Source organism: Caloramator australicus RC3 (assembly GCF_000297115.1).
Lineage (GTDB): Bacteria > Bacillota > Clostridia > Clostridiales > Caloramatoraceae > Caloramator > Caloramator australicus.
In genome coordinates this window covers 1-24,240 of record NZ_CAKP01000159.1, presented here as the reverse complement: position 1 = coordinate 24,240, position 24,240 = coordinate 1, and the positions used below count along the sequence as shown (strand labels likewise).

Annotated in this window: 24 protein-coding genes, 1 tRNA gene and 1 CRISPR repeat array; of the genes, 18 read left to right on the top strand and 7 right to left on the bottom strand. The window is 30.3% G+C overall.

Features of this window, described 5'->3' with window-relative positions; all coding sequences use genetic code 11:
* The first annotated feature begins 623 nt into the window (after positions 1-623).
* The gene (ndk, locus tag CAAU_RS13740; protein WP_008910051.1) at positions 624-1,031 is read left to right on the top strand and encodes a nucleoside-diphosphate kinase; all 408 of its coding nucleotides are present in this window, start codon (positions 624-626) and stop codon (positions 1,029-1,031) included.
* Positions 1,032-1,068: 37 nt separating this feature from the next.
* Positions 1,069-1,144, top strand: a tRNA-Pro gene (locus tag CAAU_RS13735).
* Positions 1,145-1,183: 39 nt separating this feature from the next.
* Here the strand turns inward: CAAU_RS13735 and safA are convergent.
* Positions 1,184-1,783 carry a SafA/ExsA family spore coat assembly protein gene (gene safA, locus CAAU_RS13730; protein ID WP_423219157.1) on the bottom strand — a complete coding sequence of 200 codons (600 nt, stop codon included), beginning with the start codon at positions 1,781-1,783 and terminating at the stop codon, positions 1,184-1,186.
* A gap of 129 nt (positions 1,784-1,912) precedes the next feature.
* Positions 1,913-2,344 (bottom strand): coiled-coil domain-containing protein, encoded by a 432-nt coding sequence (locus CAAU_RS13725; RefSeq protein ID WP_008910049.1) that lies wholly within the window; start codon positions 2,342-2,344, stop codon positions 1,913-1,915.
* Positions 2,345-2,545: 201 nt separating this feature from the next.
* Here CAAU_RS13725 and cas6 point away from each other — a divergent pair, with 201 nt between their 5' ends.
* The 10 genes from cas6 to CAAU_RS13675 all read left to right on the top strand — a co-directional run bounded on the left by cas6 (position 2,546) and on the right by CAAU_RS13675 (position 13,992).
* Positions 2,546-3,268 (top strand): CRISPR-associated endoribonuclease Cas6, encoded by a 723-nt coding sequence (cas6, locus tag CAAU_RS13720; protein ID WP_040306842.1) that lies wholly within the window; start codon positions 2,546-2,548, stop codon positions 3,266-3,268.
* Entirely contained in the window at positions 3,269-3,802 is a 534-nt protein-coding gene (locus tag CAAU_RS13715) for a hypothetical protein (protein ID WP_008910047.1), read from the top strand.
* Positions 3,753-5,015 carry a type I-B CRISPR-associated protein Cas8b1/Cst1 gene (gene cas8a1, locus CAAU_RS13710; protein ID WP_040306841.1) on the top strand — a complete coding sequence of 421 codons (1,263 nt, stop codon included), beginning with the start codon at positions 3,753-3,755 and terminating at the stop codon, positions 5,013-5,015. The genes CAAU_RS13715 and cas8a1 overlap by 50 nt, the downstream gene beginning before the upstream one ends.
* Positions 5,008-5,901 carry a type I-B CRISPR-associated protein Cas7/Cst2/DevR gene (gene cas7i / locus CAAU_RS13705; protein ID WP_008910045.1) on the top strand — a complete coding sequence of 298 codons (894 nt, stop codon included), beginning with the start codon at positions 5,008-5,010 and terminating at the stop codon, positions 5,899-5,901. Before cas8a1 ends, cas7i begins: the two co-directional genes overlap by 8 nt.
* 4 nt (positions 5,902-5,905) lie before the next feature.
* Entirely contained in the window at positions 5,906-6,580 is a 675-nt protein-coding gene (cas5b, locus tag CAAU_RS13700) for a type I-B CRISPR-associated protein Cas5b (protein ID WP_008910044.1), read from the top strand.
* Positions 6,577-8,730, top strand: coding sequence for a CRISPR-associated helicase/endonuclease Cas3 (locus tag CAAU_RS13695; RefSeq protein WP_008910043.1), 2,154 nt, complete (start codon positions 6,577-6,579; stop codon positions 8,728-8,730). Before cas5b ends, CAAU_RS13695 begins: the two co-directional genes overlap by 4 nt.
* A 10-nt stretch (positions 8,731-8,740) precedes the next feature.
* On the top strand, positions 8,741-9,259 hold the full coding sequence (gene cas4 / locus CAAU_RS13690) for a CRISPR-associated protein Cas4 (RefSeq protein WP_008910042.1): 519 nt from the start codon (positions 8,741-8,743) through the stop codon (positions 9,257-9,259).
* A gap of 59 nt (positions 9,260-9,318) precedes the next feature.
* Complete coding sequence (gene cas1b, locus CAAU_RS13685; RefSeq protein ID WP_008910041.1) at positions 9,319-10,242, top strand: type I-B CRISPR-associated endonuclease Cas1b; 924 nt, start codon at positions 9,319-9,321, stop codon at positions 10,240-10,242.
* 1 nt (position 10,243) lies between these two features.
* Entirely contained in the window at positions 10,244-10,507 is a 264-nt protein-coding gene (cas2, locus tag CAAU_RS13680) for a CRISPR-associated endonuclease Cas2 (RefSeq protein WP_008910040.1), read from the top strand.
* A gap of 184 nt (positions 10,508-10,691) precedes the next feature.
* Positions 10,692-12,509: a CRISPR direct-repeat array (repeat unit 29 nt; unit sequence GTTTTATATGGACTATGTGGGATGTAAAT).
* 169 nt (positions 12,510-12,678) lie between these two features.
* Positions 12,679-13,992, top strand: coding sequence for a diguanylate cyclase (locus CAAU_RS13675; RefSeq protein WP_008910036.1), 1,314 nt, complete (start codon positions 12,679-12,681; stop codon positions 13,990-13,992).
* A gap of 20 nt (positions 13,993-14,012) precedes the next feature.
* Here CAAU_RS13675 and CAAU_RS13670 read toward each other — a convergent pair whose 3' ends face one another.
* The gene (locus tag CAAU_RS13670) at positions 14,013-14,696 is read right to left on the bottom strand and encodes a DUF554 domain-containing protein (protein ID WP_008910035.1); all 684 of its coding nucleotides are present in this window, start codon (positions 14,694-14,696) and stop codon (positions 14,013-14,015) included.
* Between the two features lie 411 nt (positions 14,697-15,107).
* Between CAAU_RS13670 and CAAU_RS14730 the strand changes: the two genes are divergently transcribed.
* The 6 genes from CAAU_RS14730 to CAAU_RS13645 all read left to right on the top strand — a co-directional run bounded on the left by CAAU_RS14730 (position 15,108) and on the right by CAAU_RS13645 (position 19,084).
* A complete protein-coding gene (locus CAAU_RS14730) occupies positions 15,108-15,263 on the top strand; it encodes a hypothetical protein (protein WP_008910034.1) in 156 nt (51 codons plus the stop codon).
* Between the two features lie 102 nt (positions 15,264-15,365).
* The gene (locus CAAU_RS15530) at positions 15,366-15,665 is read left to right on the top strand and encodes an iron-sulfur cluster biosynthesis family protein (RefSeq protein ID WP_341350042.1); all 300 of its coding nucleotides are present in this window, start codon (positions 15,366-15,368) and stop codon (positions 15,663-15,665) included.
* 115 nt (positions 15,666-15,780) lie between these two features.
* The gene (locus CAAU_RS13660; protein WP_008910032.1) at positions 15,781-16,746 is read left to right on the top strand and encodes an RluA family pseudouridine synthase; all 966 of its coding nucleotides are present in this window, start codon (positions 15,781-15,783) and stop codon (positions 16,744-16,746) included.
* Between the two features lie 47 nt (positions 16,747-16,793).
* Positions 16,794-17,792 carry a hypothetical protein gene (locus tag CAAU_RS13655; RefSeq protein ID WP_008910031.1) on the top strand — a complete coding sequence of 333 codons (999 nt, stop codon included), beginning with the start codon at positions 16,794-16,796 and terminating at the stop codon, positions 17,790-17,792.
* Entirely contained in the window at positions 17,782-18,684 is a 903-nt protein-coding gene (locus tag CAAU_RS13650) for an RluA family pseudouridine synthase (protein WP_008910030.1), read from the top strand. The genes CAAU_RS13655 and CAAU_RS13650 overlap by 11 nt, the downstream gene beginning before the upstream one ends.
* A complete protein-coding gene (locus CAAU_RS13645; protein ID WP_008910029.1) occupies positions 18,677-19,084 on the top strand; it encodes a hypothetical protein in 408 nt (135 codons plus the stop codon). Before CAAU_RS13650 ends, CAAU_RS13645 begins: the two co-directional genes overlap by 8 nt.
* Before the next feature lie 30 nt (positions 19,085-19,114).
* Here the strand turns inward: CAAU_RS13645 and CAAU_RS13640 are convergent, their stop codons facing one another.
* The 4 genes from CAAU_RS13640 to CAAU_RS13625 form a co-directional block, all read right to left on the bottom strand.
* Positions 19,115-20,839 (bottom strand): peptide ABC transporter substrate-binding protein, encoded by a 1,725-nt coding sequence (locus tag CAAU_RS13640; protein WP_008910028.1) that lies wholly within the window; start codon positions 20,837-20,839, stop codon positions 19,115-19,117.
* A gap of 196 nt (positions 20,840-21,035) precedes the next feature.
* Complete coding sequence (gene spoVB, locus CAAU_RS13635; protein ID WP_008910027.1) at positions 21,036-22,523, bottom strand: stage V sporulation protein B; 1,488 nt, start codon at positions 22,521-22,523, stop codon at positions 21,036-21,038.
* Positions 22,524-22,636: 113 nt separating this feature from the next.
* Positions 22,637-23,752 carry an aminopeptidase gene (locus tag CAAU_RS13630; RefSeq protein ID WP_008910026.1) on the bottom strand — a complete coding sequence of 372 codons (1,116 nt, stop codon included), beginning with the start codon at positions 23,750-23,752 and terminating at the stop codon, positions 22,637-22,639.
* Positions 23,753-23,915: 163 nt separating this feature from the next.
* A partial coding sequence (locus tag CAAU_RS13625) for a UPF0236 family transposase-like protein (protein WP_192811234.1) occupies positions 23,916-24,240 on the bottom strand: 325 nt, incomplete at its 5' end.

Genomic DNA, 24,240 nt, shown 5'->3' with positions numbered 1-24,240 from the left:
ATTCATATATCAAGCAAAAGTTTTGCTGTCCTTTAGAACTTCTAAGATGACTCTTATGCCCATGTAACCATGAAAAATACTTTAATGGTAAGAAATACAGAGGTTGTGTAAAATATATAACTATTGGCACTGATTATAGGTCCTCTATAAATCGTGATTCTATATTTTTTAAAAAAATATATAGTCTAAGAACTGAATCCGAAAGATACAATTCTAGATGGAAAAATCTCAATACAGAACAAGCTTATGTTAGAAATATTAACTCCGTTACTAATTTGAATACAATCGGTCACATTTGCCTTTTAACTGTTGCAATTGCTGCCATAAAATCTGGCTGCGTTGATAAATACAAATCCCTATCGGGATTTAGAAGAACAGCCTAAATAAATTATATTAAAATTAAATTAAATTTTTTGAACATCAATTTTACCAAGGGAGTAGTCTACCCTTTTTTTGCTTTTTTGGTGTTAATTTAAGTTTAATTTAAAATAATTGAGCTTCACTTCATAAAAGTTAGAACAATTTAACATAAATAATTTTGTTTTTTAATCAATTATGCTCATCTCTAATTATACATAATTTTTTGCAAATAAAACACATAATATTTTAGTGGAGGGATTATTTTGGAAAGAACATTGGTTTTAATAAAGCCGGACGGAGTTAGGAGAAATTTGATAGGTGAGATTATAAGGCGTTATGAGATGAAGGGGTTAAGGGTTATAGCTATAAAGTCCCTTTATCCATCAGAGGAACTTGTAATGGAACATTACAAGGAACATGAAGGGAAAGACTTTTATGAGAGGTTAATTAACTTTTTAACATCTGGGATGGTTATTGCAATTGTTTTAGAGGGGAAAAATGCAATAAAATGTGCAAGGATAATCAACGGTGCTACAAAGTATCAGGATGCCCTTCCTGGGACGATTAGAGGTGATTTCGCCTTCGATGAGACGGAAAACCTTGTTCATGCTTCGGATTCATTAGAATCCGCTGAAAGGGAAATGAAAATTTGGTTTTCAGAAATCTATTGAAAAATTTATAAATTAGTGTATAATATAATATAGTTATCTGGGTGTGGCGCAGATGGTAGCGCGCCAGAATGGGGTTCTGGAGGTCGCTGGTTCAAGTCCAGTCACCCAGACCAAGAAAAAGCCTACAACCATTAGGTTGTAGGCTTAAAATATTATATAGGTTTTATAAACATCTGCGTCCAATAGCATCTTCCTGCCTTATCCTTTGCAAGGCCGACGCCTATTTCGGTATAGGTTGGGTTTAAGATGTTGCTTCTGTGGCCTGGAGAGTTCATCCATGCATTCATGACTTCCTGTGGAGTTCTTTGCCCCATTGCAATATTTTCACCAGCTGCTGAAAATCTTAAGCCGAAGGATTCAATCATTTGAAAGGGTGAGCCGTAGGTCGGTGAATAGTGGGAAAAGTAGTTTTTGTTTATCATATCTTGGGATTTATATCTTGCAATTCTTGAAAGCTGCCAGTTTTCCTTTAAAGGAGGAAGGCCTACCTTAGCCCTTTCAATGTTAACAAGCCTCACAACTTCGCTCTCTAGAGATTTAGTCTCTATAACGGGAATTTTTATCTTTTGGCCTGGATAAATAAGGGCTGGATTTTTTATCTCTGGGTTAGCTGCAATGATTTCAGAAATACCTACCTGATATTTTTGTGCAATCTTCCACATGCTATCTCCAGGTTGAACGGTGTAATAGGTATCTTGGGCGTAAGTTGTTGATGTAATCAGGAAAAATAAAGTCAAGAATATAATACTTATTTTTCTACTCAAACTGATCACCTCTAATGTTTAGTTTGAGTAGAAAAAGAGGTTTTATTCTTTATTTTAATTTAAAAACCTCTTTCTTGGTTTTTCTTTACCAGGAAAGAGGTTTAAGTTATGTATGCTTTAACCTCTGTGGGTTAATATATTTTTAAAGCTTTCAAGATAGTTGTATGCTTCTTCTCCCTTTGCTACAGCATTTTTAATTTTGTTAACATTTCCCTCAATATTTGCAAGTTGAAGGGCAAAATTATCATGTTCAGCCTTATTAATTTCTGCTTTATGCTCAAGAGCACGTAGGATTTGAGTGTTTTCTTCTACCTGGGCCTTAATTAGAGACACTTCATTCTTCACAGAATAAATCTGATCCTGCATAGAATTTATCTGATCCTGCATAGAATCAATTTGATTTTGTATAGAATCGATTTGATTTTGTATAGAATTAATTTGATTTTGCATAGAATTAATTTGGCTTTGCATAGAATCAAGGCGTTCATTTATAGGTTTAAGTTCTTCCTTAATGATTGTTCTAAAGGCATTCAACAATTCCATATCCATTTATACGTTCTCCCTTCGTAAAGTATGATCTATATGTTAATGCGATTTAATCATTTTGGTTTTATATAGTAAATTATAATCTATAAACAAAGGAGTTTCAATTAGGATAAAAAGTGAAAGAATTTTATAATAATGAAAAAATTAACATATATAGAAGGAATTTATAAACAAATGTAGAATACTTTCATTGGAGGTGAGAAATTGAGATTAAAATGTTCATTTAAAACAGATATGTTGCCAGTGTCCTATAATATGCTTTTTATTAGCCTTATTAAAGAATCTTTAAAAAGGGTTGATAAGGAGTATTTCAATAATCTATTTTATTTTAATGAAAAAAGCAATAAGAAGAGCAAGAATTATAGTTTTGCAGTTAGGCTTGATAAGTTTAGACTAAAGGATGAATGTTTTATTATCGACGGGAACGTGTCACTTATTTTAACTTCTCCTGATATTGAATTTTTTATAAATTTTTATAATGGACTTTTGGGAATTGATGAGTTTAATTATAAAGAATTTAACTTAAAAAGAGAAAAAATTTATCTTTTGAAGGAAAAACAAATAAATAACAGTGAAGTTATTTTTAAAACTTTATCGCCAATATGTGTAAAAGATAAAATGGGAAAATATTTAGATATAGACGATAAAAGGTTTAATGAAGAAATAAACTATATTGCTAATGTAACATTAAGAAACTTTAGAGGAGAAGCTTTGAAAAGGGAACTTAATTTTGAGCCATTAAATATGCAAAAAGTAGTTGTTAAGGTTGATGATCATTTTTTTGAAAAAGGAAATAAATATTATGGGGTTAATTCATATAAAGGTGTATTTAAGCTAACAGGAGATATGGAAGATTTAAATCTATTATATCAGCTTGGTTTATCCTTTAGGCGAAACCAAGGTTTTGGAATGTTAGAGGTGGTGTAGGTGCAGGTTAGAGTTTACTTAAATGATTGGTTTTACAATATGGGCATTGTTGGAATGATAAGGATATTAGAGCATGCAAAGAGAAAGGGAGAGGATATAAGTATTGTTTTAGGAGAAGATTTTTTAGAGATTGACGATAAAACTATTAACAATTTTCATAATTATTACTTTGATTATTTTTATGACGAATATGTAGAAAAGGAGTATATAAAAATTAAAGATAGGTTTAACCAATTAAAGTTAAAATTAGATGTAGACACAATAAAGGAAATAGAAAAGTTTTTGTTAGAAACTAAGTTAGATGATAAAGCAGCAAAAAAGGGTTTTGAAAGTGAAGCCAAGGAGTTATTAGATATAATTAAAAAAGTCAAGAAAAACCATGATTTAAATACTCTGGCAATTTTAATTAATAAAATAGAAAGTCTATTAAAGGAGAATGATGTCATAGAAAAATATGCTTTAGATAATATAAGAAGCATGATGTATGATAATTTTTTTTGGACAAATGAGTTTTCTTCAAAAAGGCTTATCTAATAAAAGCCTAGATGAACACAAACAGATTATGTTTAAGGATTTTATAAAGCCTTTAATTATTGATATTAAAGTTGAAGAATATCTTCAAAATAATGATTTAAACAGTTTAAGTAGTTTTTTAGAAAAAGAGCAAGGTAAAGAGGAAAACGTAAAGGCTTACAAAAATTACTTAAAAAAATCTAAGAAGGATATGAATAAATTTAATGAAAGTTTATGTGCAAATAGTTATTGTTCAATTTGTAATATTTATCCTTCATTTAAAGAAGATTTTAATGAATCAAGATTTTTGATTTTGGGTGTTAGCAACGAAAATGCTTCTAATTTTTTCTGGAATTTTATAACTAAATATCCTATTTGCAATCTATGTAAGTTAGTTATTTTATGTGCACCTGCTGGAGTAGTAAAATTTGATAAGTTTTATATGGAAAAGGAAGAATGGTGGAAAAGAAATTTCTATACTTTTGTTAATTTAGATACAAATTTAGAAGACTTATTTAAAAAGAATGAATCCCTAAAGAAGAAGATAAGTTCTGATAATCCTTATAAAGAATTTATTGTTGACATATTAGAACAAGCAAGGGAAGAATCGATATGGACTTTACAAAATATTTTGTTTGTTGAGTTCAATGGTCAATATCAAAGCAAAAAATCAAATCTTAAATATATGCATATTAGTAAATTTATAGCCAAATATTTTAAAACTTATTCAAGAGAAACGATAGGTAGGATAAAAAATAGAAAATTAAAAGTTGAGTTGATTGATAAAATACTACAAAATGAAGATTTAAATAGAGTCATTTTTATAAGATTGAAGGAATACATAAAAAACAATGCAAATGGGGCGGATATATATTATTCAACTCTTTCAAAAGCTTTGTTAAATTGTATAAAAATGAAAGGAGATGAAAATAAAGTGAAGGATAAAGTTTATAGAGCTTTTTTTACAGGTAAGGAGATGAGGGAATATCTTAAGAAAAACAAATCAGAAAACAAAATAAGTTCTCTTGCCTACAGACTTTTAAATACTGCAAAGGTGGGGAACAAAAAAGATTTTATGGACACGGTTTTAAGGCTTTACATAAATTCAGAAATGGAAATGCCAAGGATTTTTTTAGAAGCATTTTATGAAGATAATATAGATTTTGAGACATTAGCTCAAAGCTTTATTGCTGGGCTAATAACTGAAACAAAGGAGGTTGAAGTTCATGAGTAAAACTGCAACAATGAGCATAATTTTTCAAGCTCAAAGCTTAAACTATGGTGAAGGGACAAGCAACATTTCAGAACTTAAAAAATTAACAAGAGGGAATGGACAACAATTTACAGTAGCATCAAGACAATGCTTAAGATATGATATAGCAAGGCTGGGTGGCGCATTGTTCGGCTGGAATTTGCAGGTTGTTGATAAAAGTAAAGGAACTGTGCAGTTTAAAGATGAATTAAGTATTAAAGATTCTGAAGAAATGGACTTATTTGGATATATGAAAACTAAAGAAGGCGAAGGTGGGAAAAATAGGTCAGCAGCTGTTAGAATAAGTTTTGCAACTTCTTTAGAGGCATATAAAAATGATATTGAGTTTTTAAGCAATAAAGGTCTTGCCGATAGGATTAACGAAAATGCCAATCTTGCAAATATTGAACAGCATTTAAGCTATTATACCTATACAATTACTATGGATTTAGATAAAGTAGGGGTAGATGGAGAAGTAAGATTGGATAATGAAACAAGATACAAAAGAATATCTCAGTTTTTAGATGTAGTAAAAATACTCAATAGAGAAATAAGAGGAAGATTAGAAAACTTATCACCTTTGTTTGTAATTGGTGGAGTTTATGATTTTCCAAACCCACTATTTTTAGGAAGGATTAAGCTTTTGGGGGCAAAGGATTCTTTTGCAATTGATCTTGAACCTATAAAATCAGCTATGGAAGTTTCAGTTTTGGATTGTAAGGTTGAAGAAAAAACATTTGTTGGAATTGTCAGTGGATTATTTGCTAATGAGGATGAGATAAAGGATCTATTTAAAGATAAAACTTTGAGTGTAAATCAGTTTTTTGAAAATATGAAAAAGCAAATCAAAACATATTATGGGGTGTGATTAGATGAAGGCTCTAAAGCTTAAGCTTTTTCAAGAAACTGCATGCTATAAAAAACCCTTTGCATTAAAGGTGGCAGAGACTTATCCTCTGCCTCCTTATTCTACTGTTAAAGGTTTTTTACATTATGTCCTTGAGGCTGAGGATTTTGTGGATATGGCAATATCTGTTCAGGGAGATTATGAAGATAAATTTATAAATTTACAAACATTTTATTTTTACAAACAAAACGAAATAACTAAAGGACCTTTAAATGTTCATTATCTTCATAATGTTGAACTTTTAATTCATGTATATGCTAAAGAAGCAATATTGAATAAAATAATTGAAAATATGAAAAACTCTAAGGAATTTTTTAGTTTAGGCAGAAGGGAAGATTTAGTAAGGATAGACGATATAAAGATGGTTGAGTTTAGAGAAATTGATTTAGACGAAGAGGATGATATTTATGGTTTAAAATACTCTGCATATATTCCAAAGTTTTATAATTATGAAGCTCTTACAGGAATAAATTATAATTTAAATTTTAAATATAACATAAAAAATGAAATAAGGGAATGGGAAAAAGTTAAGGTAGTTTACGTTGAAAAGGACTCCAATGTTATAACAAACGGAAAAATTTATTTAGATAATGAAGGAGATATTATTTTCTTTAATAAGAAGGTCGGGGAGATAGTATGATTTTTGCAAAGTCTAATCCTGTTGAAAGCCTAAAGGAACATACAGATTTAGTAATGGGAAATTATAAAAAACTTAAAGAATTATATGAAAATGATATTAGTAATATTGTTGAAGAAGAAAAGTTTTGGGATATGCTTGAAATTGCATGTTTTTATCATGATTTTGGTAAAGTTTATTCACCCTTTCAAAATGAAATTCGAAAGGTATTAAAAATGGAGCTTTTAAATACAAAATTTAAAAACGATATTCCACATGGATACTTATCTCCTGCCTTTTTAAACAGTAAATATATAAAAACAAAGTTTGGCGAAGATAATTATGTAATTTTAGTTCAAGCAATAGCTTTCCATCATGAAAGGGATAGTGATGTAGAGGATTTAAATATTCAAGAGGTGTTAGATAAGGATTTAAGTTTTGCTATTGAAAAGCTAAACGAAGAAATGGGGATTTCGCTTGAAAAGGTAAGTAAAAAATATATAAATCACATAAAGCAGCAGGTAAGGATAAAGGAATGGGATAGAGGCTATAAAAAATATATTATGATAAAGGGGCTTTTGCATAGAATAGATCATAGTGCCTCAGCTCATGTGGATGTTGAGATTAAGCCAGAAAAAAATATATCAGAAACTGTTGTAAATTATATAAACAAAAAATTAAATTCTAATTTAAGGGAACCACAAAAATTTTGCCTTGAAAATAAGGATAATAACATAATTATGATTGCTTCAACAGGCATAGGGAAAACTGAATCGGCTTTACTTTGGATAAATAATGATAAGGCTTTTTTTACCCTTCCTTTAAGAGTTTCAATAAATGCAATATATAAAAGAATATTAGAGGATATGCAATATAAAGATATAGGGCTTTTACACTCTACAAGCTATGATTTTCTTTTCAAGGAAGAATATAAGGATTCCTTTGAAAAATATGAGATTTCAAAGCAACTTTCTTACCCGATAAGTTTATCGACTATAGATCAGCTTTTTACATTTCCATTTAAGTTTAAAGGATATGAAAAGATATTAGCAACATTAGCTTATTCTAAGGTAGTAATAGATGAAATACAGGCGTATTCTCCTAAAATAGCAGCAGCGATTTTAAAAGGGATTGAGATGATACATAAAATGGGTGGAAAATTTATGATAATGACAGCAACACTTCCTAATATTTTTAAAGAATATCTTGAAAATAAGGGAATCACATTCCAATTCAACGAATTTTATAGTGATATCAATAGACATAAAATTTGTATAAAGCAAGAAAAAATTAATGATAATTTAAATTACATTATTGATAAGGCTCGAGATAAAAAGGTTTTAATTATAGTAAATACTGTAAAAAAAGCAATGGAACTTTATGAAGAAGTAGTGAAAAAAGAATTGATAAAGGAAAATGATATTGAAGTTAATTTATTAAATTCTCTTTTTATTCAAAAGGATAGATTTGATAAAGAAGATAAAATTAAAAATTTTAATAAAAATGGAATATGGATAACTACTCAAATAGTAGAAGCATCCCTTGATATAGATTTTGATATTCTTTTTACTGAACTTTCTACAGTAGATAGCCTTTTCCAAAGAATGGGGAGATGTTTTAGAAAAAGAGAATATAACGGTGAAGAGCCTAACATTTATATTTATTGTAATGAAGTTAGTGGCATCGGAACTATCTACGATGAAGAGATTTTTAAAAAGAGCAGGGAAGAATTATTAAAATACGATGGAAAGTTTATAACTGAAAAAGAGAAGGGCGAAATTGTAGATAAAATCTATTCACGAGAATCTTTAAAAGGAACGCACTATTTAGAAGAATTTGATAAAGCATTGGAAGTTTTAGATTCTGTTTATGATTATGATCTTGATAAAAGGGATGTCCATAAAGAACTGAGGGATTTTACTAATGTTAAGGTTATTCCTAAGGAAATTTATGAAAAGAATATAACTTTAATTGAAGAATATCTTAACGAAAGAGATTATAAAAGGAAAAGAGATAAACTTATTGATATAAAACAGCTAACTATGGATGTTCCATACTATAGGGTAAAAAATAATTTGCTTGACAGCAAAATTAATGGAATCTTTATTGTGAATTATAAATATGATAGTAAAATTGGACTTCATGTTGGGGAAGAGGTAACTAATTTTATTTAAAGGTGATACTATGGAATTCAATTTAGAGGATTTTAAAGTTCAAGGAATAAAGGTTAATTATTATTACGTATGTAAAAGAAAGCTTTGGCTTTTTTCAAAGGGAATTACTATGGAAGATAAAAGCGACAGAGTGCTGCAAGGGAAATTACTACACGAAAGCTCCTATCCTAGGATTGAAACAAGGGAAATTATGGTGGATGATATTTTGAAAATAGACATTGTAGAGGATGAATATGTAAGGGAAGTTAAAATAACAAGTAAGATGCCTTTGGCTGACAGAATGCAGCTTTTATATTATCTTTATTATTTGAAAAATATGGGAATAGAAAAAGTTGGAGTTATTAATTATGTAAAGGAAAAGAGAAGGGAATTTATAAAATTAGATGTAGAAGCTGAAAGGGAAATAAAAAGGGTTTTAAAGGATATCAAAGATATTTTAGAATTAGAAAGGCCCCCCAAATTAGAGAAATTGCCTTATTGTAAAAAATGTTCCTATTATGAACTTTGTTATTCTGGTGAGGTCGATTAATATGAATAAGGATTATTATATATTTTTCAAATGGAAGACTTAGAAGGAAAGAAAACACAGTGTATTTTGAAGATACTGAAGGTAATTTAAAGCTTATTCCAATTGAGACAGTAGAAAAGATACATGTATTTGGAGAGGTGGATTTAAACAACAAGTTTTTGAGTTTTATTGCAACTCATGGAGCTATAATAAATTTTTATAATTATTATGGTTATTATGTTGGCAGCTTTTATCCTAAAAAGAAAAATGTTTCGGGGTTCTTACTTGTAAATCAGGCAGATAATTATTCAAATTTTGAAAAAAGATTATATTTGGCAAAATGTTTTGTTGAAAGTGCTGCGTATCATATTGTTAGAAACTTAAAGGAATATCAAAACACAGACGAGGAAATAGAAAGGATTAATTTGGAAAGAGAAAATATAAAAAAAGTCAAGGATATAGATGAGCTTATGGGGTGTGAAGGTAGGATAAGAAAAATCTATTATTCAGCCTTTAACAAGATTTTAAAAAATGATTTTGGTTTTGAATCTAGGGAAAAAAGACCTCCTAAGGATCCAGTTAATGCTTTGATTTCCTTTGGAAATATGCAAATGTATACTACAGTTTTAGGTGAGATTTATAAAACTCAACTTGATCCTACTATAAGCTATCTTCATGAACCCTCAACAAAAAGGTTTTCATTAAGTCTTGATATAGCAGAAATTTTTAAACCTCTAATAGTTGATCCAGTGATTTTTAGGCTTGTTAATAATAGAATAATTACAAAGGATGATTTTGATTATGAGGATGATTTTTGTTTCTTAAACGATAATGGTAAGAAAAAGTTTATAAAGGAATATGAGGAAAAACTTCATACAACGATTAAACATAGAAAACTAAATAGAAGTGTATCTTATAAGGGTTTTATATTGCTGGAATGTTATAAACTCATAAAACATCTTTTAGGGGATGAAATATATAAACCATTAAAGGCATGGTGGTAATATGTTTGTAATTATTACCTATGACGTAGGAGAAAAAAGAGTAAATAAAGTTAGGAAAAAATTAAAACAATATCTTATGTGGACTCAAAATTCAGTTTTTGAGGGAGAAATAAGCGAAGGGAAGTTGCAAAAGTGTTTGTTTGAAGTAAGCAAAATTATAAAAAAAGAAGAGGATTCTATTTATGTATATAGAATTAACTTTCCAGCACAGGTTAAAAAGGATATAATGGGGATTGTAAAAAGCTATGAGGATATATTTATATAACTGCAGCGAACCTAATTTTGAAGGAAAGTTATTTTAAGGCTTGAATTAACTAATTTAAAGACTATTCGTTTATAAATTCTATTTTCACAATCCCCTCTTTGCTGCAAAAAATAACAATTATAAATTTGAATAGTATTAATTTAAGCTAGAATAATTAAAGATTGATTTAATATGCTTAAATAGAGTTTTATATGGACTATGTGGGATGTAAATCTTGAGCCTTGCCTTCCAAGCCTTCTGGAATAAGCTCAGGTTTTATATGGACTATGTGGGATGTAAATCTTCTTAGCTTTTATCGAGGCGACTCGGTTAGGCCCGGTTTTATATGGACTATGTGGGATGTAAATAGTAGTATTAATAAAATTATTATTTGAATTATAAAAGTTTTATATGGACTATGTGGGATGTAAATGCTTACCAACTATGCAGCGCTCTCGATGCTGCATAGTTTTATATGGACTATGTGGGATGTAAATCTCGCTGTTTCTATTATTATTATATGCGATTCTTATGTTTTATATGGACTATGTGGGATGTAAATTTGCAAGTCTTAATATGCTTGATCCTCTTGCTACATCGTTTTATATGGACTATGTGGGATGTAAATCACGTAAGATAGTAAATAAAACATATAAGCCAAGCGTTTTATATGGACTATGTGGGATGTAAATAATATAATCAATTAATTCATTTAATTTGTCTTTTATATAGTTTTATATGGACTATGTGGGATGTAAATTTTAAACCTTTCTCCCAAGCGTATAAATATAATTTTTCGTTTTATATGGACTATGTGGGATGTAAATGATAGATTGCTTGAATTCGACGAAGCAATAGGCAGCGTTTTATATGGACTATGTGGGATGTAAATTTAAATACATCTTATAGAAGTTTTTCTGCTAAAGCTGTTGGTTTTATATGGACTATGTGGGATGTAAATGAAATAGAAGTAGTAGAATTCTACACTTTATAGAGCGTTTTATATGGACTATGTGGGATGTAAATCTTTCTCCTTTGGCCAATCAAGAAATTTTATTTTATGTTTTATATGGACTATGTGGGATGTAAATCATAGAGCAATATAGGGCATAGGTTCGATTTCAAATTCGTTTTATATGGACTATGTGGGATGTAAATGCCTTCTGGGATAAGCTCAGCCTTTTCCCAAAGTTCGTTTTATATGGACTATGTGGGATGTAAATTTGCGACTGGCTTTTGGGATAATAAATATACATTTTCTCTGGTTTTATATGGACTATGTGGGATGTAAATGTTTGTTGTGCTCTTGTTTTGAATGTTCTTTCTCCTGGTTTTATATGGACTATGTGGGATGTAAATTTTACTTTTATTATACATAAAATTTTAATATAAAAAAGTTTTATATGGACTATGTGGGATGTAAATTAACCTTATCAGTTGTTAGTTCCTTATCCTCATGAACGTTTTATATGGACTATGTGGGATGTAAATTAATAACTTCATATTTTGAACGTTTCGAACTTTCATGGTTTTATATGGACTATGTGGGATGTAAATAGTTTATTCCCTAATTTTTCAGCTACTTTTTTTGCATGTTTTATATGGACTATGTGGGATGTAAATAATAATCTTTCAATAATTGACACAGTATCAATTCAACGTTTTATATGAACTATGTGGGATGTAAATTGCAAAACGAAATCTTGAAAATCAACTTAAAAGGCAGGTTTTATATGGACTATGTGGGATGTAAATAATGAAGCAAGAACAATGGAAGAAAAGGAACCGCTTGAGTTTTATATGGACTATGTGGGATGTAAATAACGAATATTTAGAGAAAAGTTTGAACAAATGGCAAATGTTTTATATGGACTATGTGGGATGTAAATACTTTAAATGTAAATTTTGATGTATCACAACTTATTAATGTTTTATATGGACTATGTGGGATGTAAATAAGATAAAGCAAGATTAGGGATGGATTATGGTAGATTGTTTTATATGGACTATGTGGGATGTAAATTGATTTTATGTTTGATTATTCTTCATAATGTTCTATATTCACTATTGATTCCTTGCCTAAATTTAATATTTTTTTTATTACACTAACATATAAATTTAATTGAAAATTCTTGAATTTATTATATATAATAAAATTCGTGTTTAATCCTTTGTTTAAGAGGTGTCAGGGGATGGAGATGGATTCTGTTATTTTAAAACTTATCGATATGATGCAAAATGCCTTTGCCTATCACAAAATAATTTTAGATAAAAATAATAAACCAGTAGACTATGAGTATATTTATGTAAATACGGCATTTGAAGAGCTAACTGGATTAAAAAGACAGAATATATTAGGAAAAACTGTAAAACAAATTATACCTGACATTCAAAATAGCAGCTTTAATTGGATCGAATATTATGGTAATATTGCCCTAAACGGAGTAGAGGATCATATTGTTCAATATTTTGACATTTGGGATAGATGGTATAGGATAGACGTCTTTTCCCCTGAAAAAAATTACTTTGTCACCTTCTTTAGCGATATAACCGATGTTAAAAAGGCAGAAGAAAAAATAAAGGAACAGAATGAAATAATAAGTCAAATTACAGAAAACTTAGATGAAATTACATTTTTACAGGATGTTAAAACTCGAGAGGTAATTTATTTAAGCAGTTCCTTTGAAAGGATATATGGAATACCAATAAAGGAAATTTATAAAAACCCAATGTTATGGATTGATTATGTTTACCCAAAGGATAGAGAAAGCGTTGAAAAAAGATCAACGATGGAAAATACAATAAATGAAATAAAAGAAAAAGGCTATTTTACACAGGAATATAGAATAGTTGTTGGTAACAATATAAAATGGATAAGGACAAAGATTCTTCCTGTAATAAACCGCGAGGGACAAATATATAGAATAGTAGGTATAGAGCAGGATATAACGGAACAAAAAAATATGGAAATCAAGTTAAGAAAAGCTGTAAGAAGAGCTGAAAGTCTCGCAATGTACGATTATTTAACAGGGCTTTATAATAGAAGAGCATTTTTTGTAAGAACAAAGGAAGAAATAAATAGGGCAAAAAGAAGAGGAGAAACCTTTTCGATAATATTAACGGATTTAGATAGATTTAAATTAATAAATGATACTTACGGCCATGATGCGGGAGATAAAATTTTAAAGGTCTTTAGTTCCATATTGAGAAAATATACACGAAGATATGATATAGTGGCAAGATTCGGTGGAGAAGAATTTATAATTTTCCTTTCTGCAACTAATAAGGAAAACGCAAAGAAAAAGGCAGAACAATTAAGAGAATATGTAGAAAGGTCAGAAGTTTATATAAGGGATGTTGATAAAAAAGTAAAATTTACAGCAAGCTTTGGAGTTTCAGAGCTTTTACCTGAGGATAATTACGATGTTGAAAAGGTTATAAAAAGAGCAGATAAGGCTTTATATTTGGCAAAGAACAGTGGAAGAAATATGGTTATTACAGATTAAAATCCAGGCAACGCCTGGATTTATTTTATTAGGTTTAAAAGCATGTAATATACAATTGGAATAAGGACGGAAGGTAATAAATTTGCAATCTTTATATTTGTTATCTTTAACATATTTAAAGATATTCCAAGGATTAAAAGACTGCCGATTGAGGTCATTTCGTTAATTGTAGCGGTAGTTAAAATATTTTTTAGAGTAAATGCAAGAAGGGTAATTGCTCCTTGATATAAAAGGACGGAAAAGGCAGAGAACAAAACCCCAATGCCCATAGTTGATGCAAAAATAATAGACGAAATCCCGTCTAAAATGGATTTAGCGAAAAGAATCTTGTGATTCCCTTCAAGGCCGCTCTGGAGGGATCCGACGATTGCCATGGCACCTACGCAGTATAATAGACTTGTTGTGACAAAAGCCTCAGAAATGTTGCCTTTGCCTTCAAATTTTTCTTCTATTTTTTTGCCTAAATTATTTATAAGCTTATCTATATCAATAATTTCTCCTATAATTCCACCTATTACAATGGAAAAAATAATAAGCAAAACGTTGCTTCCTTTGAGCATTCCAGATACCCCGATGAAAAATACACAAAGGGCAAGTCCTTCGATAATTGTTTTGCTTATCCTTTCTGGAATTCCTTTTTTTAATAAAAGCCCTAAAATTCCCCCAATGATTATTGCTAAAAAGTTTACAATACTACCAAGCATTTTGGTCACCCCTTATTTTGGAAAAATTTAATAATATTTTAAATAAAAAATGTATAAAAAGCAATATATGAGAAAAAATAAATTCAGAAAAGGAAAGGGGAGTTGAAGATGGGAAAAGAAAAGGAAAACAGAAAGAAAAAGGCTGAAGGCAAAGAAAAAAAGGCTAAGAAGAATAAAACTGAAGAAATTGAGCCTATGTGATAATAGGCTCAATTTTTTCAAAGGCTTTATCTACATCTACATTTATGCCTGCAGCAGCAGGATCTAAAGCATGGATCTTTACAGCCTAAAAACCATAATAAAAGTATTAAAGAGATAGGATCTCTACACATAATTTTCCCTCCCCAAATTTGCTTAGTATATTATATTCTTTTCGATAAAATTTGACACATTTTTGAAAGGAGAGTATATATGGAAAATAGAACAGATGATAAACTTAAGGTTGATTTAAACGATGAAAGAATTGGCCTTACGGATATAAAGCTTGCTTCCTTTTCAGATAATATAATTGGATATAATTTTGAAAACGTTAGGGATTATAAAAATAGAAGAGGAGAAAAGAAATAACCCGGAGTTTCCGGGTTTAAATTTTTTCTAAAAAGTGTTGAATTTGGTCAAAATATGACATATAATATACCTATAAAGGGTATATAAATTGGAGGGATAAAAATGCAAATTAAAATATCTCAAGATGCAGCTATTGAGCTAAAGAAAAAAATCGAAGAAAAAGGAGAAGAATATGGTATAAGGGTATATATAGCAGGCTTTGGCTGAGGCGGTCCAAGTTTTGGTATGGCTCTGGATGTGCCAAAGGAAGATGATAAAGTTTTTGAAGTAGAGGGAGTTAAGATAATACTTGATGAAGAGATGGTAGAATATACTCCTGGGTTTATAATCGACTATAGAAATACCTATTTTGGAAAAAGATTTTCAGTTGAATCCCTTCATGGCGGGGGAGGATGTGGTTAAAATAAGGGCATTTTGCCCTTATTTTTTTGTAGAAAAATAATTTTGTTTTAATTATAATTATGTTATTGCAAGGAAGGATTAGGATATGGTTAAAATATACTTAGGAGGTTTTAGAATGAAGGAGGTAATAATAACTTCAAACGAGGCTGGACAGAGGTTTGATAAGTTTTTAAGGAAATATCTTAAAAATATGTCCTTAGGTTCAATATATAAAGCTATTAGAAAAAGGGAAGTTTTAGTAAACGGTAAAGGTGTAAATGAAAAATACCTGTTAAAAGAAGGGGATAAAGTAAGCTTTTTATTTGAAATCGAGGATGTAAAAAAGGAAAAGGATTTAAAATTTTTAAAAATAGAAAATTTGAATTTAAGGGTTGCCTATGAGGATGAAAATGTTTTAATTGTTGAAAAAGAAAAGAACTTATTGGTTCATCCTGATGAGGGTGAAGAGCTAACCTTAACCGATGCAGTTTTGGCCTATCTTTATGATAAGGGGGAATATAATCCAAATGAAGAAAAGACCTTTTCGCCTTCACCCTGTAACAGATTAGATAGAAATACAGAGGGGTTAGTTATTTATGCTAAAAACTATGAAGCTTTAAAGCTTTTAAATGAGGCAATTAGAGAAGGAGGTATTAAAAAATACTACATAGCCCTTATTAAAGGTAAAATTGAAGACGGAACATACAGGGCTTATCTTTCAAAGGACAAGAAGAACAACAAAGTTATAATTTCTAACAATAAAACAAGGGATTCAAAGGAAATAGAAACAAAGATAAAAACATTAGAAACTGTCGGTGCATTTTCAGAGGTTGAAATAGATCTTATAACAGGGAGAAGCCATCAGATTAGGGCTCATCTTTCAAGTTTAGGAAATCCTATAATAGGAGATCCTAAGTATGGACATAGAAAGTTAAACAGCATGTTCTTTAATAAGTTTGGTCTTGATAATCAGCTGCTTATTGCATATAAATTGATTTTTAAAAAAGTAAAGGGAAGTTTAAGCTATTTAAACAATAGGATAATAACTATGAATCTACCACCTATATATAAAAAGATAAGGCATGAATTATTCAAGTTTTAATGGTTGGCTTAATATATATTACTAAAGCAATTTTTAAAGAGTAAAAGATGAAAAGGATTTTTATATTAATCTTGGCCTTTTTGCTAACTCTTTTAATAAAGAATTTAAGTAAAGAAGTTTATAAAAATAACGAAGATAAACTTTTCAAAAATATTTCGTATATAGAAACTACAGAAAGCTATAGTCCTTGGGATGGGAAGGTAATTATAAAAAAGTCCATATCCTATGCATATCCAGACAAATTAAGAATTGACTACATTGAAGAGTTTAATTCTATAGAAATAATAAATGGAGATAAGTATTATTATACCAATGATAAAATCGACCGCATAATTGTCCGATGGGCTGTTCCTTTGATTGACATCGATATTTTTGAAATTTTAAAGATGATAGAAGGAAAAGAAATAATAGGATATGAAGTTAAACATGATGTGCAGTATAAAATAATAGGTATAAAAAATAAAGTGGATGATGTTCAATATTTAACTAAGGTTTGGGTAGGAGACTATAAGGGTTTTTCTCTTCCATATAAGGTTGAATATTTTATTAACAATAAAATAGTTTCCCAAAGGGTCTTCGAATATCAATTGATAGATGATAAGATAGATTTTAAATTATTTTCTATATCCTCCTTAGGGCCCAAAAAGCTTTTATTCGATGGTTCTGAACCAATTTACGTTACTTTAAGCAGAGCAAAGAAGTTTATAAATTTTGAACCATTAATATATAAGAACAATGGATATAATCTTGCTGAAACTAAGGTTATAAGAGAGGAAGGCAAGAATATACTAAATCTGGTTTATATAAAAGATGATGTTAAAATCGAAGTTCTTCAGAGGAAAAGAGAAAATAAGGATTCATTATTTACCATGAAAACCGATGGCGATAAAATATACATTGACTTTATTGAAGGCGATATTTTTGTTAGTGTAGTTGGAATTTTAGAAAATTATGTAGATATAATTGACTTTTGCAGTGGACTGTCTAAAAAAATAAATTTTGAAAAAATAGATGGGGAGTATAGAGATGGACAGGATGGTATTTAATATATCTAAGGATGATGAAGGAAAAAGGCTCGATAATTTTTTGAAATTTGAAAAGGGTTTTTCTACTAGGCTTATAAAAAAAATAACCAAAAACGACTGTGTCTTTATAAATGGAAAGATAGCCTGGGCTGATGACATTTTAAAGGAAGGGGATATCGTTGAAATATTGTTAAAGGAAAATAAGGAACAGGATATAATGCCTGAAGATATTCCCATAGATATAGTTTATGAAGATGAGGATATATTGGTAGTGAATAAACCCCCATTTATGGTGGTTCATCCTACCAAAAGCCATCAATCAGGAACCCTTGCCAATGGGGTTATGAATTATTTTAATAAAACAAAACAAAATTGCATCGTAAGGCTTGTAAATAGGCTTGATAGGGATACATCGGGGCTTGTTATAATAGCTAAAAGTCAATTTGCCCATCAGGCTATGGCAAAGATGTTTGAAAAAAATAAAGTAAAAAAGGAATATATAGCAATAGTCAAAGGTAAAATGGAGGGAAAAGGGACAGTAGATCTTCCAATCGACAGACCAAGTTTAGATTCGGTGAAAAGATGTGTTATTGAAGGAGGACAAAGAGCTATAACCCATTATGAGGTTATAGGTTCAAGTGAAGATGTTTCAATTGTAAAGCTAATTTTAGAAACTGGAAGAACGCATCAGATAAGGGTTCACCTAAGTCATATAGGACATCCTATTTTAGGTGATGAGTTGTATGGAGAAAAAAGTAATATAATACAAAGACAGGCACTACATGCCTTTAGGCTTACTTTTAATAAATTAAGGGGCGAAGATTTGGTGGTATGCACGGCTAATATTCCGCAGGATATGCTTGAAATTTTAAAAAAATATAATTTGGATTTTCAGGAGGATACCTATGAGTAAACTTCAAATAGTTAAGGAAAACATAATAAAAGAAATTGAGAATAATCCTAAATATGAAATTCAGTCTATTAAATCAATAGAACATCCTTTAAATAAAACCTTAATGAGTTTTAATATAATATTTTCGGATTCAGAAAAAAGCATTAGATATTCTTTGGTGGGGTATGAAAATGAAATAAAAGAAATTGGAATATTATTAGAGGCAAGTTTTTTTACGGGAATAGAGAAGGATATAGAAGAAAGCAAAGAAATAGATAATTTTAATGTTGAGATAAATAACTTTAAAAAGGGTAAAGAAGCATTAGTAAAATTATTATATAAGGGAAACCCTGATAAGTTTGATTTTTACTTGGCTTTAAATACTTTAATAGAAGAAGGGATTAACAAGCTTATATATTAAATAAAGATGGCAGCTTTGCTGCCATCTTTATTATCTACCTGAAGTATAAACTCCCTTTAATTCATAGTTTGCAAAGAGTGGTAATCTCCAGTTCTTTACATATGAATGAGTGAAGTTGTATCTATCTCTGTATTGAGTTGGAGCAATTGCTGCATCATCAACAACAAGTAATTTTTCAGCTTCTTTGAAGTATTGAAGTCTCTTGTTGTTGTCTGGTTCCATAGAAATCTTCTTTATAAGTTCGTCATACTTCTTGTTTGAATATTTAGCTGAGTTGTTTCCTCCGCCTGTGATCCACATATCGAAGAATGTCATTGGGTCGTTGTAGTCAGCACCCCAAGCCATAGCACCGATTTGGAAGTCTCCCTTGTCAACTTTGTCAAGGAATGTTCCAAAGTCTGATACAGCGTCGATCTTAACCTTTACGCCAAGCTTCTTTTGCCATTCATTCTGATAGAACTCAGCAATTGTTCTTGAGAAGGAGTCTGTTCCTGAGCTTAAGAATGTAACTGTATAAGTTGCGTTTGGATTTAATCCAAGTTCCTTTAATCCTTTTTGTAATAGTCCTTTTAATGCAGCGTCAGTTGGATACTTAGCCTTTTCTGCCTTTAATGGCTCTGGAACAAGGCTTCTGTATTGCTTATCTCCTATAAGGATGTTGTATGGAGTCCAACCATATGCTGGATAATATCTTTGGAATACATACTTACAGAGCTTTTCTCTGTCGATTGCAAGTGAGAATGCAAGTCTTACGTTTCTATTTGTAAAGAGCTTATTCTTGTCTTTGTTGTTAAAGAATACGTAGTTTTCAGCTCTGTCGTATCCAGTTATAAGTTTATATGTTCCCTTTTGAGCTTCTTTTTGGAATCTCTTTAAGTATTCTCCTCTTGCTGTTGAAGTGTCAACTTGCTTTCTTGTGAACATCTGCATTCTTGTTGCTTCTTCCTTGATTACAAGGAATGTAACTGTATCAAGGTAGTAGTTTGCTGCATCCCAATATTTTGGATTCTTCTTGAGAACTATCTTTGAACCCTTTACCCATTGTTCAACTGTAAATGGTCCGTTGTAAACAAGCTTTGATGGGTCTTGACCATATGAATTACCAGCAGCTTCAACAACATCCTTTCTTAATGGGAAGAGGTTTGAGAAGGATGTTAAGCTAATAAAGTATGGTGTTGGAGCCTTTAATGTAACTTCAAGTGTAGTATCGTTTAAAGCCTTAATTCCAAGGTCTGATGCCTTTGCCTTTCCTTGGTTGAAGGCTTCAGCGTTCTTAATTGGGTATAATAGGTATGCATAATCTGATGCAGTATTTGGATCAAGAAGTCTTGTCCATGAGTATACGAAATCTTGAGCAGTTACTCTCTCTCCATCTGTCCAATAAGCATTGTTTCTTAAATAGAACCTATAAACAAGACCATCTTTTGAAACTTCATACTTGTATGCAACACCAGGAACGATAACATCCGATTTATTATCCTTTGTATCAGTCTTTGTTAAGCCTTCAAAAGCGAGTTCAAGAATAGCGTGTGAATAAGTATCAGTTGCCTTTGAGAGGTCAAGAGTTTTGATATCTGTTCCAAATGGAATGTTTAAGAATTGTTCTTTGTCCATGTTAGTTGGTTTTGAATAGTTGATTTCCTTTAAAGTTACAGTTGTAAAGTTTGTTGCCTTTGCCTGTGCAAATCCAGCTGCGGATACAAATAATACAGCTGCAGCAAGGTATGCACTTAGCTTTTTGAAAGTTTTGTTCATTTAGATACCCCCTTTAAGTTATTAATTTATATAAATATAAATTTTAAACTAAATTGTTCACCTCCTTAAGCGTCATGATAAAATACCAGTTATTAATAAATATTCTACAATCATTGAGATAATCCTGCCTTTAGAGGTAAAAAATGTATTAAGATTTGGAAATATTTTTATGTTTAAAATAGTCGAAAAAATGAAATTAAATACTTAAAAATTTGTAAAAAGTTTTAAATATGATTAAATATACAATATAAATGGAAAATATATAAGTTATAGGAGTTATGCCGGATTTTAAAAGAATCCAAGAAAGAAAAAGGCAAACAGAAAAAGTCAATAAATGAACTAATATATCTCTTTTAATTTCAAAATTCAACTTTACGCTTAAGTTGATATAAATGAAGTTTAATATTATTCCAACTGTTGCTGACACTATAAAGTTGATTGCATATCCATATATATTAAGGCGTGGAACTGCAATGAATATATAAATTATTACTATATCAATAATAGAAAGAATGAGCGAATTTATCATAATTTGTGTTTGCCTTCCAAGGGCATTTAAAATTGAAAAACTTATCATTTCAACGTAAATTATAGCAAGACCATAGGATAAAGTTTTAATAAGCGGTGCTATTGAAATATCTTTATAAAATAATAAAGATATTTTGTCTGGAATGCTGTTTAATATGATAAATGTAGATAATGAAAGGATAAGGGCTATTTCGATTGTTTTTTTAATCCTCCTTTTAACAGCTGCAAAATTTTTTAAAACCAAAAATTCTGAAATAGATGGAATAAGAACTATGCTTAAAGAATTTAATATAACAGCAGGGTAAAATATTACATTAAGGGCCATTCCAGATAGCTTTCCAAACATAGAAATTGCATCTTCATAGCTAAAACCAGCAACCATAAGGCGTTTGGGAATCAATATTGCAATAAACATGCTAAAAATAGTTGATGATATTCCGTTTATTGCTAATGGTAAGGAGAGCTTTAATGTGTCTACAAGAAGCTGGATAGAATTTTCTGCCTTATCAAAGGATTTATTTTTGAGTTTATAGTTTTGATAAAATATATAAAAAAGCAATAGACTTGTAAACTCACCAGCACTTAAAGCAAGCATCGCAGATGCACAGCTCAGCTCTAAGCTTTTACTTTTGAAGAAATTTATTAATGGAAACATTACAAGTATTCTTATAATTTTTTCAACTATATCGATCAATGCTGGTTCTATCATCCTTTGAATTCCATAGAAGGCACCCTTGTAAACTGACGATATGGAAACTATAATAAGTGCAGGGGTAAAGGCAAGGATGCTATAATAGGTTCTTGAATCCTTTAAGATAAACAATGAAAATTGTTTTGATAAAGAAAGCAATATAGCAGTTATTATAATGGACCAAAAGATTTCGAAGAGTATTATTGTATTAACAGTTTTATAAAGCTCATTTAATTTTCTTTTTGCCTTTTTTTCTGCTGCAACCTTTGATACTGCAATGGTAATTCCGCCACCAGTTATAAATAAAAACATTGTATAAAGGGGCATTACAAGTTGGTAAATTCCCATTCCTTTAGGGCCTATTTGGCGCGATAAAATTATTGAAAAAATAAAGTTTAAAGTGCCTGTTATGATGTTGGATAAAACTAAGATAAAGGTGTTTTTATAAAAATCACTAACCTTCATCCTTCACCCTGATAATTTATCTATAAATATTAATATTTTATTCCTTCTTAATTTATACTTATCTTAGAAAAAAAGCGCAATGATTGGTTTAACCAAACATTGCGCTTTTTAAATTACTTTAAGTTTTCTGGGTTTAATGCTTCAAGCTCAGGTAAAACAAATCTTCCGTCTTTTCTTACAAGAACATCATCGAAGTAAATTTCTCCTCCGCCATATTCGGGAGTTTGGATGTATACAAGGTCCCAGTGAATAGCTGATTTATTTCCGTTGAAGGCATCATCATAGGAGCTTCCTGGAGTAAAGTGGATTGAACCTGCGATCTTTTCGTCGAATAGTATATCCTTCATTGGCTTTGTTATATATGGGTTAACTCCTATTGCAAATTCGCCGACATATCTTGCGCCTTCATCTGTATCGAATACCTTGTTTATTCTTTCTGTATTGTTTGCAGTTGCTTTTACTATTTTACCATCTTTAAATTCAAGTCTTATGTTTTCATAAGTGAATCCTTGATATTCTGAAGGAGCGTTGTAGGTTATATAACCATTTACGCTGTCCTTAACAGGTGCAGTATAAACTTCTCCATCAGGGATATTCATCTTTCCGTCACATTTTACAACTGGGATTCCTTTAATTGAAAAGGTTAAATCAGTTTCAGGTCCTACAATTCTTACCTTGTCTGTTCTTTCCATAAGCCCTACTAATGCGTCCATTGCCTTGGACATTTTTGAATAATCTAGATTGCAAACGTTGAAGTAAAAATCTTCAAAGGCTTCTGTGCTCATGTTAGCTAGCTGTGCCATTGATGGAGATGGATATCTTAAAACAACCCACTTAGTTTTTGGAACTCTAATTTTTCCATGAACTTCATGCCAGAAGTATTTATTATAGATACCAAGTTTATCAGATGGAACGTCTGATAATTCTGATGTATTGTTTCCTGAACGAATTCCTATATAGGCGTCCATATCGCTCATTCTTGCAGCTTCATACTTTGCCATCATCTTCATTTGCTCTTCAGTTGCACCCATAAGAAGAGCTCTGTCAACTGTTCTGTTTTTAATAGTAACAAATGGAATAGCGCCTACCCTGTAAGCTTCCTTTATAAGTTCTGTAACAAGAGGCAGCTCAAGATGAATAGTTTCGATCAACACCTTTTCACCTGGCTGAAGTCTGCAGGAATAGTTAATAAGGTTTCTTGCAAGAACCTTTATTCTTTCGTCTACCATAAAAAGCCCTCCTTAAATTTTTTGTAACAAATATATTATAAACTATTAACAAAAATATTAAAATACCCTCTTTACAAAAGATAGTGTCAAGATATTGTAGGTTAATTTTTATAGACAACCCCCTAAAATGTTTAAAATCAAGACTTTCGTAAGCTTTTAAACTTTAAATTATATTTTCATATTTAATTGATTTTAATATCTTATACATTGGCGTTACTTTTCCAATATTTAATATTGTTATATTATTTATTCCTTCTCGTGAAGAATTATTTATTCTTTTAATTGTTTCTTTTATCTTCTTTTTATTTAATCTAAATGTTTCAACGTCTTCCTTGTATATACTTATTTCCCTTAAATTACCTCCATTCCTGCTAAATACCCTTAGCTTTGCCATTATCTTTAATCCCTCTTTACTCCATCCTAATGGCCTACTGCTTAATCTCGCTGATAATACATGGCTTATATGCCCTTCTGCACTGCATCCTATT

What these genes read in the sequence shown, in the direction of transcription:
- cas5b (WP_008910044.1), top strand. Translation starts at nt 5,906, where the DNA reads ATGAAGGCTCTAAAGCTTAAGCTTTTTCAAGAAACTGCATGCTATAAA.
- CAAU_RS13645 (WP_008910029.1), top strand. Translation starts at nt 18,677, where the DNA reads ATGAGTAAACTTCAAATAGTTAAGGAAAACATAATAAAAGAAATTGAG.
- CAAU_RS13655 (WP_008910031.1), top strand. Translation starts at nt 16,794, where the DNA reads ATGAAAAGGATTTTTATATTAATCTTGGCCTTTTTGCTAACTCTTTTA.
- CAAU_RS13650 (WP_008910030.1), top strand. Translation starts at nt 17,782, where the DNA reads ATGGTATTTAATATATCTAAGGATGATGAAGGAAAAAGGCTCGATAAT.
- CAAU_RS14730 (WP_008910034.1), top strand. Translation starts at nt 15,108, where the DNA reads ATGGAAAATAGAACAGATGATAAACTTAAGGTTGATTTAAACGATGAA.
- CAAU_RS13660 (WP_008910032.1), top strand. Translation starts at nt 15,781, where the DNA reads ATGAAGGAGGTAATAATAACTTCAAACGAGGCTGGACAGAGGTTTGAT.
- CAAU_RS13630 (WP_008910026.1), bottom strand. Translation starts at nt 23,752, where the DNA reads ATGGTAGACGAAAGAATAAAGGTTCTTGCAAGAAACCTTATTAACTAT.
- CAAU_RS13640 (WP_008910028.1), bottom strand. Translation starts at nt 20,839, where the DNA reads ATGAACAAAACTTTCAAAAAGCTAAGTGCATACCTTGCTGCAGCTGTA.
- cas4 (WP_008910042.1), top strand. Translation starts at nt 8,741, where the DNA reads ATGGAATTCAATTTAGAGGATTTTAAAGTTCAAGGAATAAAGGTTAAT.
- CAAU_RS13725 (WP_008910049.1), bottom strand. Translation starts at nt 2,344, where the DNA reads ATGGATATGGAATTGTTGAATGCCTTTAGAACAATCATTAAGGAAGAA.
- cas2 (WP_008910040.1), top strand. Translation starts at nt 10,244, where the DNA reads ATGTTTGTAATTATTACCTATGACGTAGGAGAAAAAAGAGTAAATAAA.
- CAAU_RS13670 (WP_008910035.1), bottom strand. Translation starts at nt 14,696, where the DNA reads ATGCTTGGTAGTATTGTAAACTTTTTAGCAATAATCATTGGGGGAATT.
- CAAU_RS13695 (WP_008910043.1), top strand. Translation starts at nt 6,577, where the DNA reads ATGATTTTTGCAAAGTCTAATCCTGTTGAAAGCCTAAAGGAACATACA.
- cas7i (WP_008910045.1), top strand. Translation starts at nt 5,008, where the DNA reads ATGAGTAAAACTGCAACAATGAGCATAATTTTTCAAGCTCAAAGCTTA.
- cas8a1 (WP_040306841.1), top strand. Translation starts at nt 3,753, where the DNA reads ATGATAATTTTTTTTGGACAAATGAGTTTTCTTCAAAAAGGCTTATCT.
- CAAU_RS13675 (WP_008910036.1), top strand. Translation starts at nt 12,679, where the DNA reads ATGGAGATGGATTCTGTTATTTTAAAACTTATCGATATGATGCAAAAT.
- spoVB (WP_008910027.1), bottom strand. Translation starts at nt 22,523, where the DNA reads ATGAAGGTTAGTGATTTTTATAAAAACACCTTTATCTTAGTTTTATCC.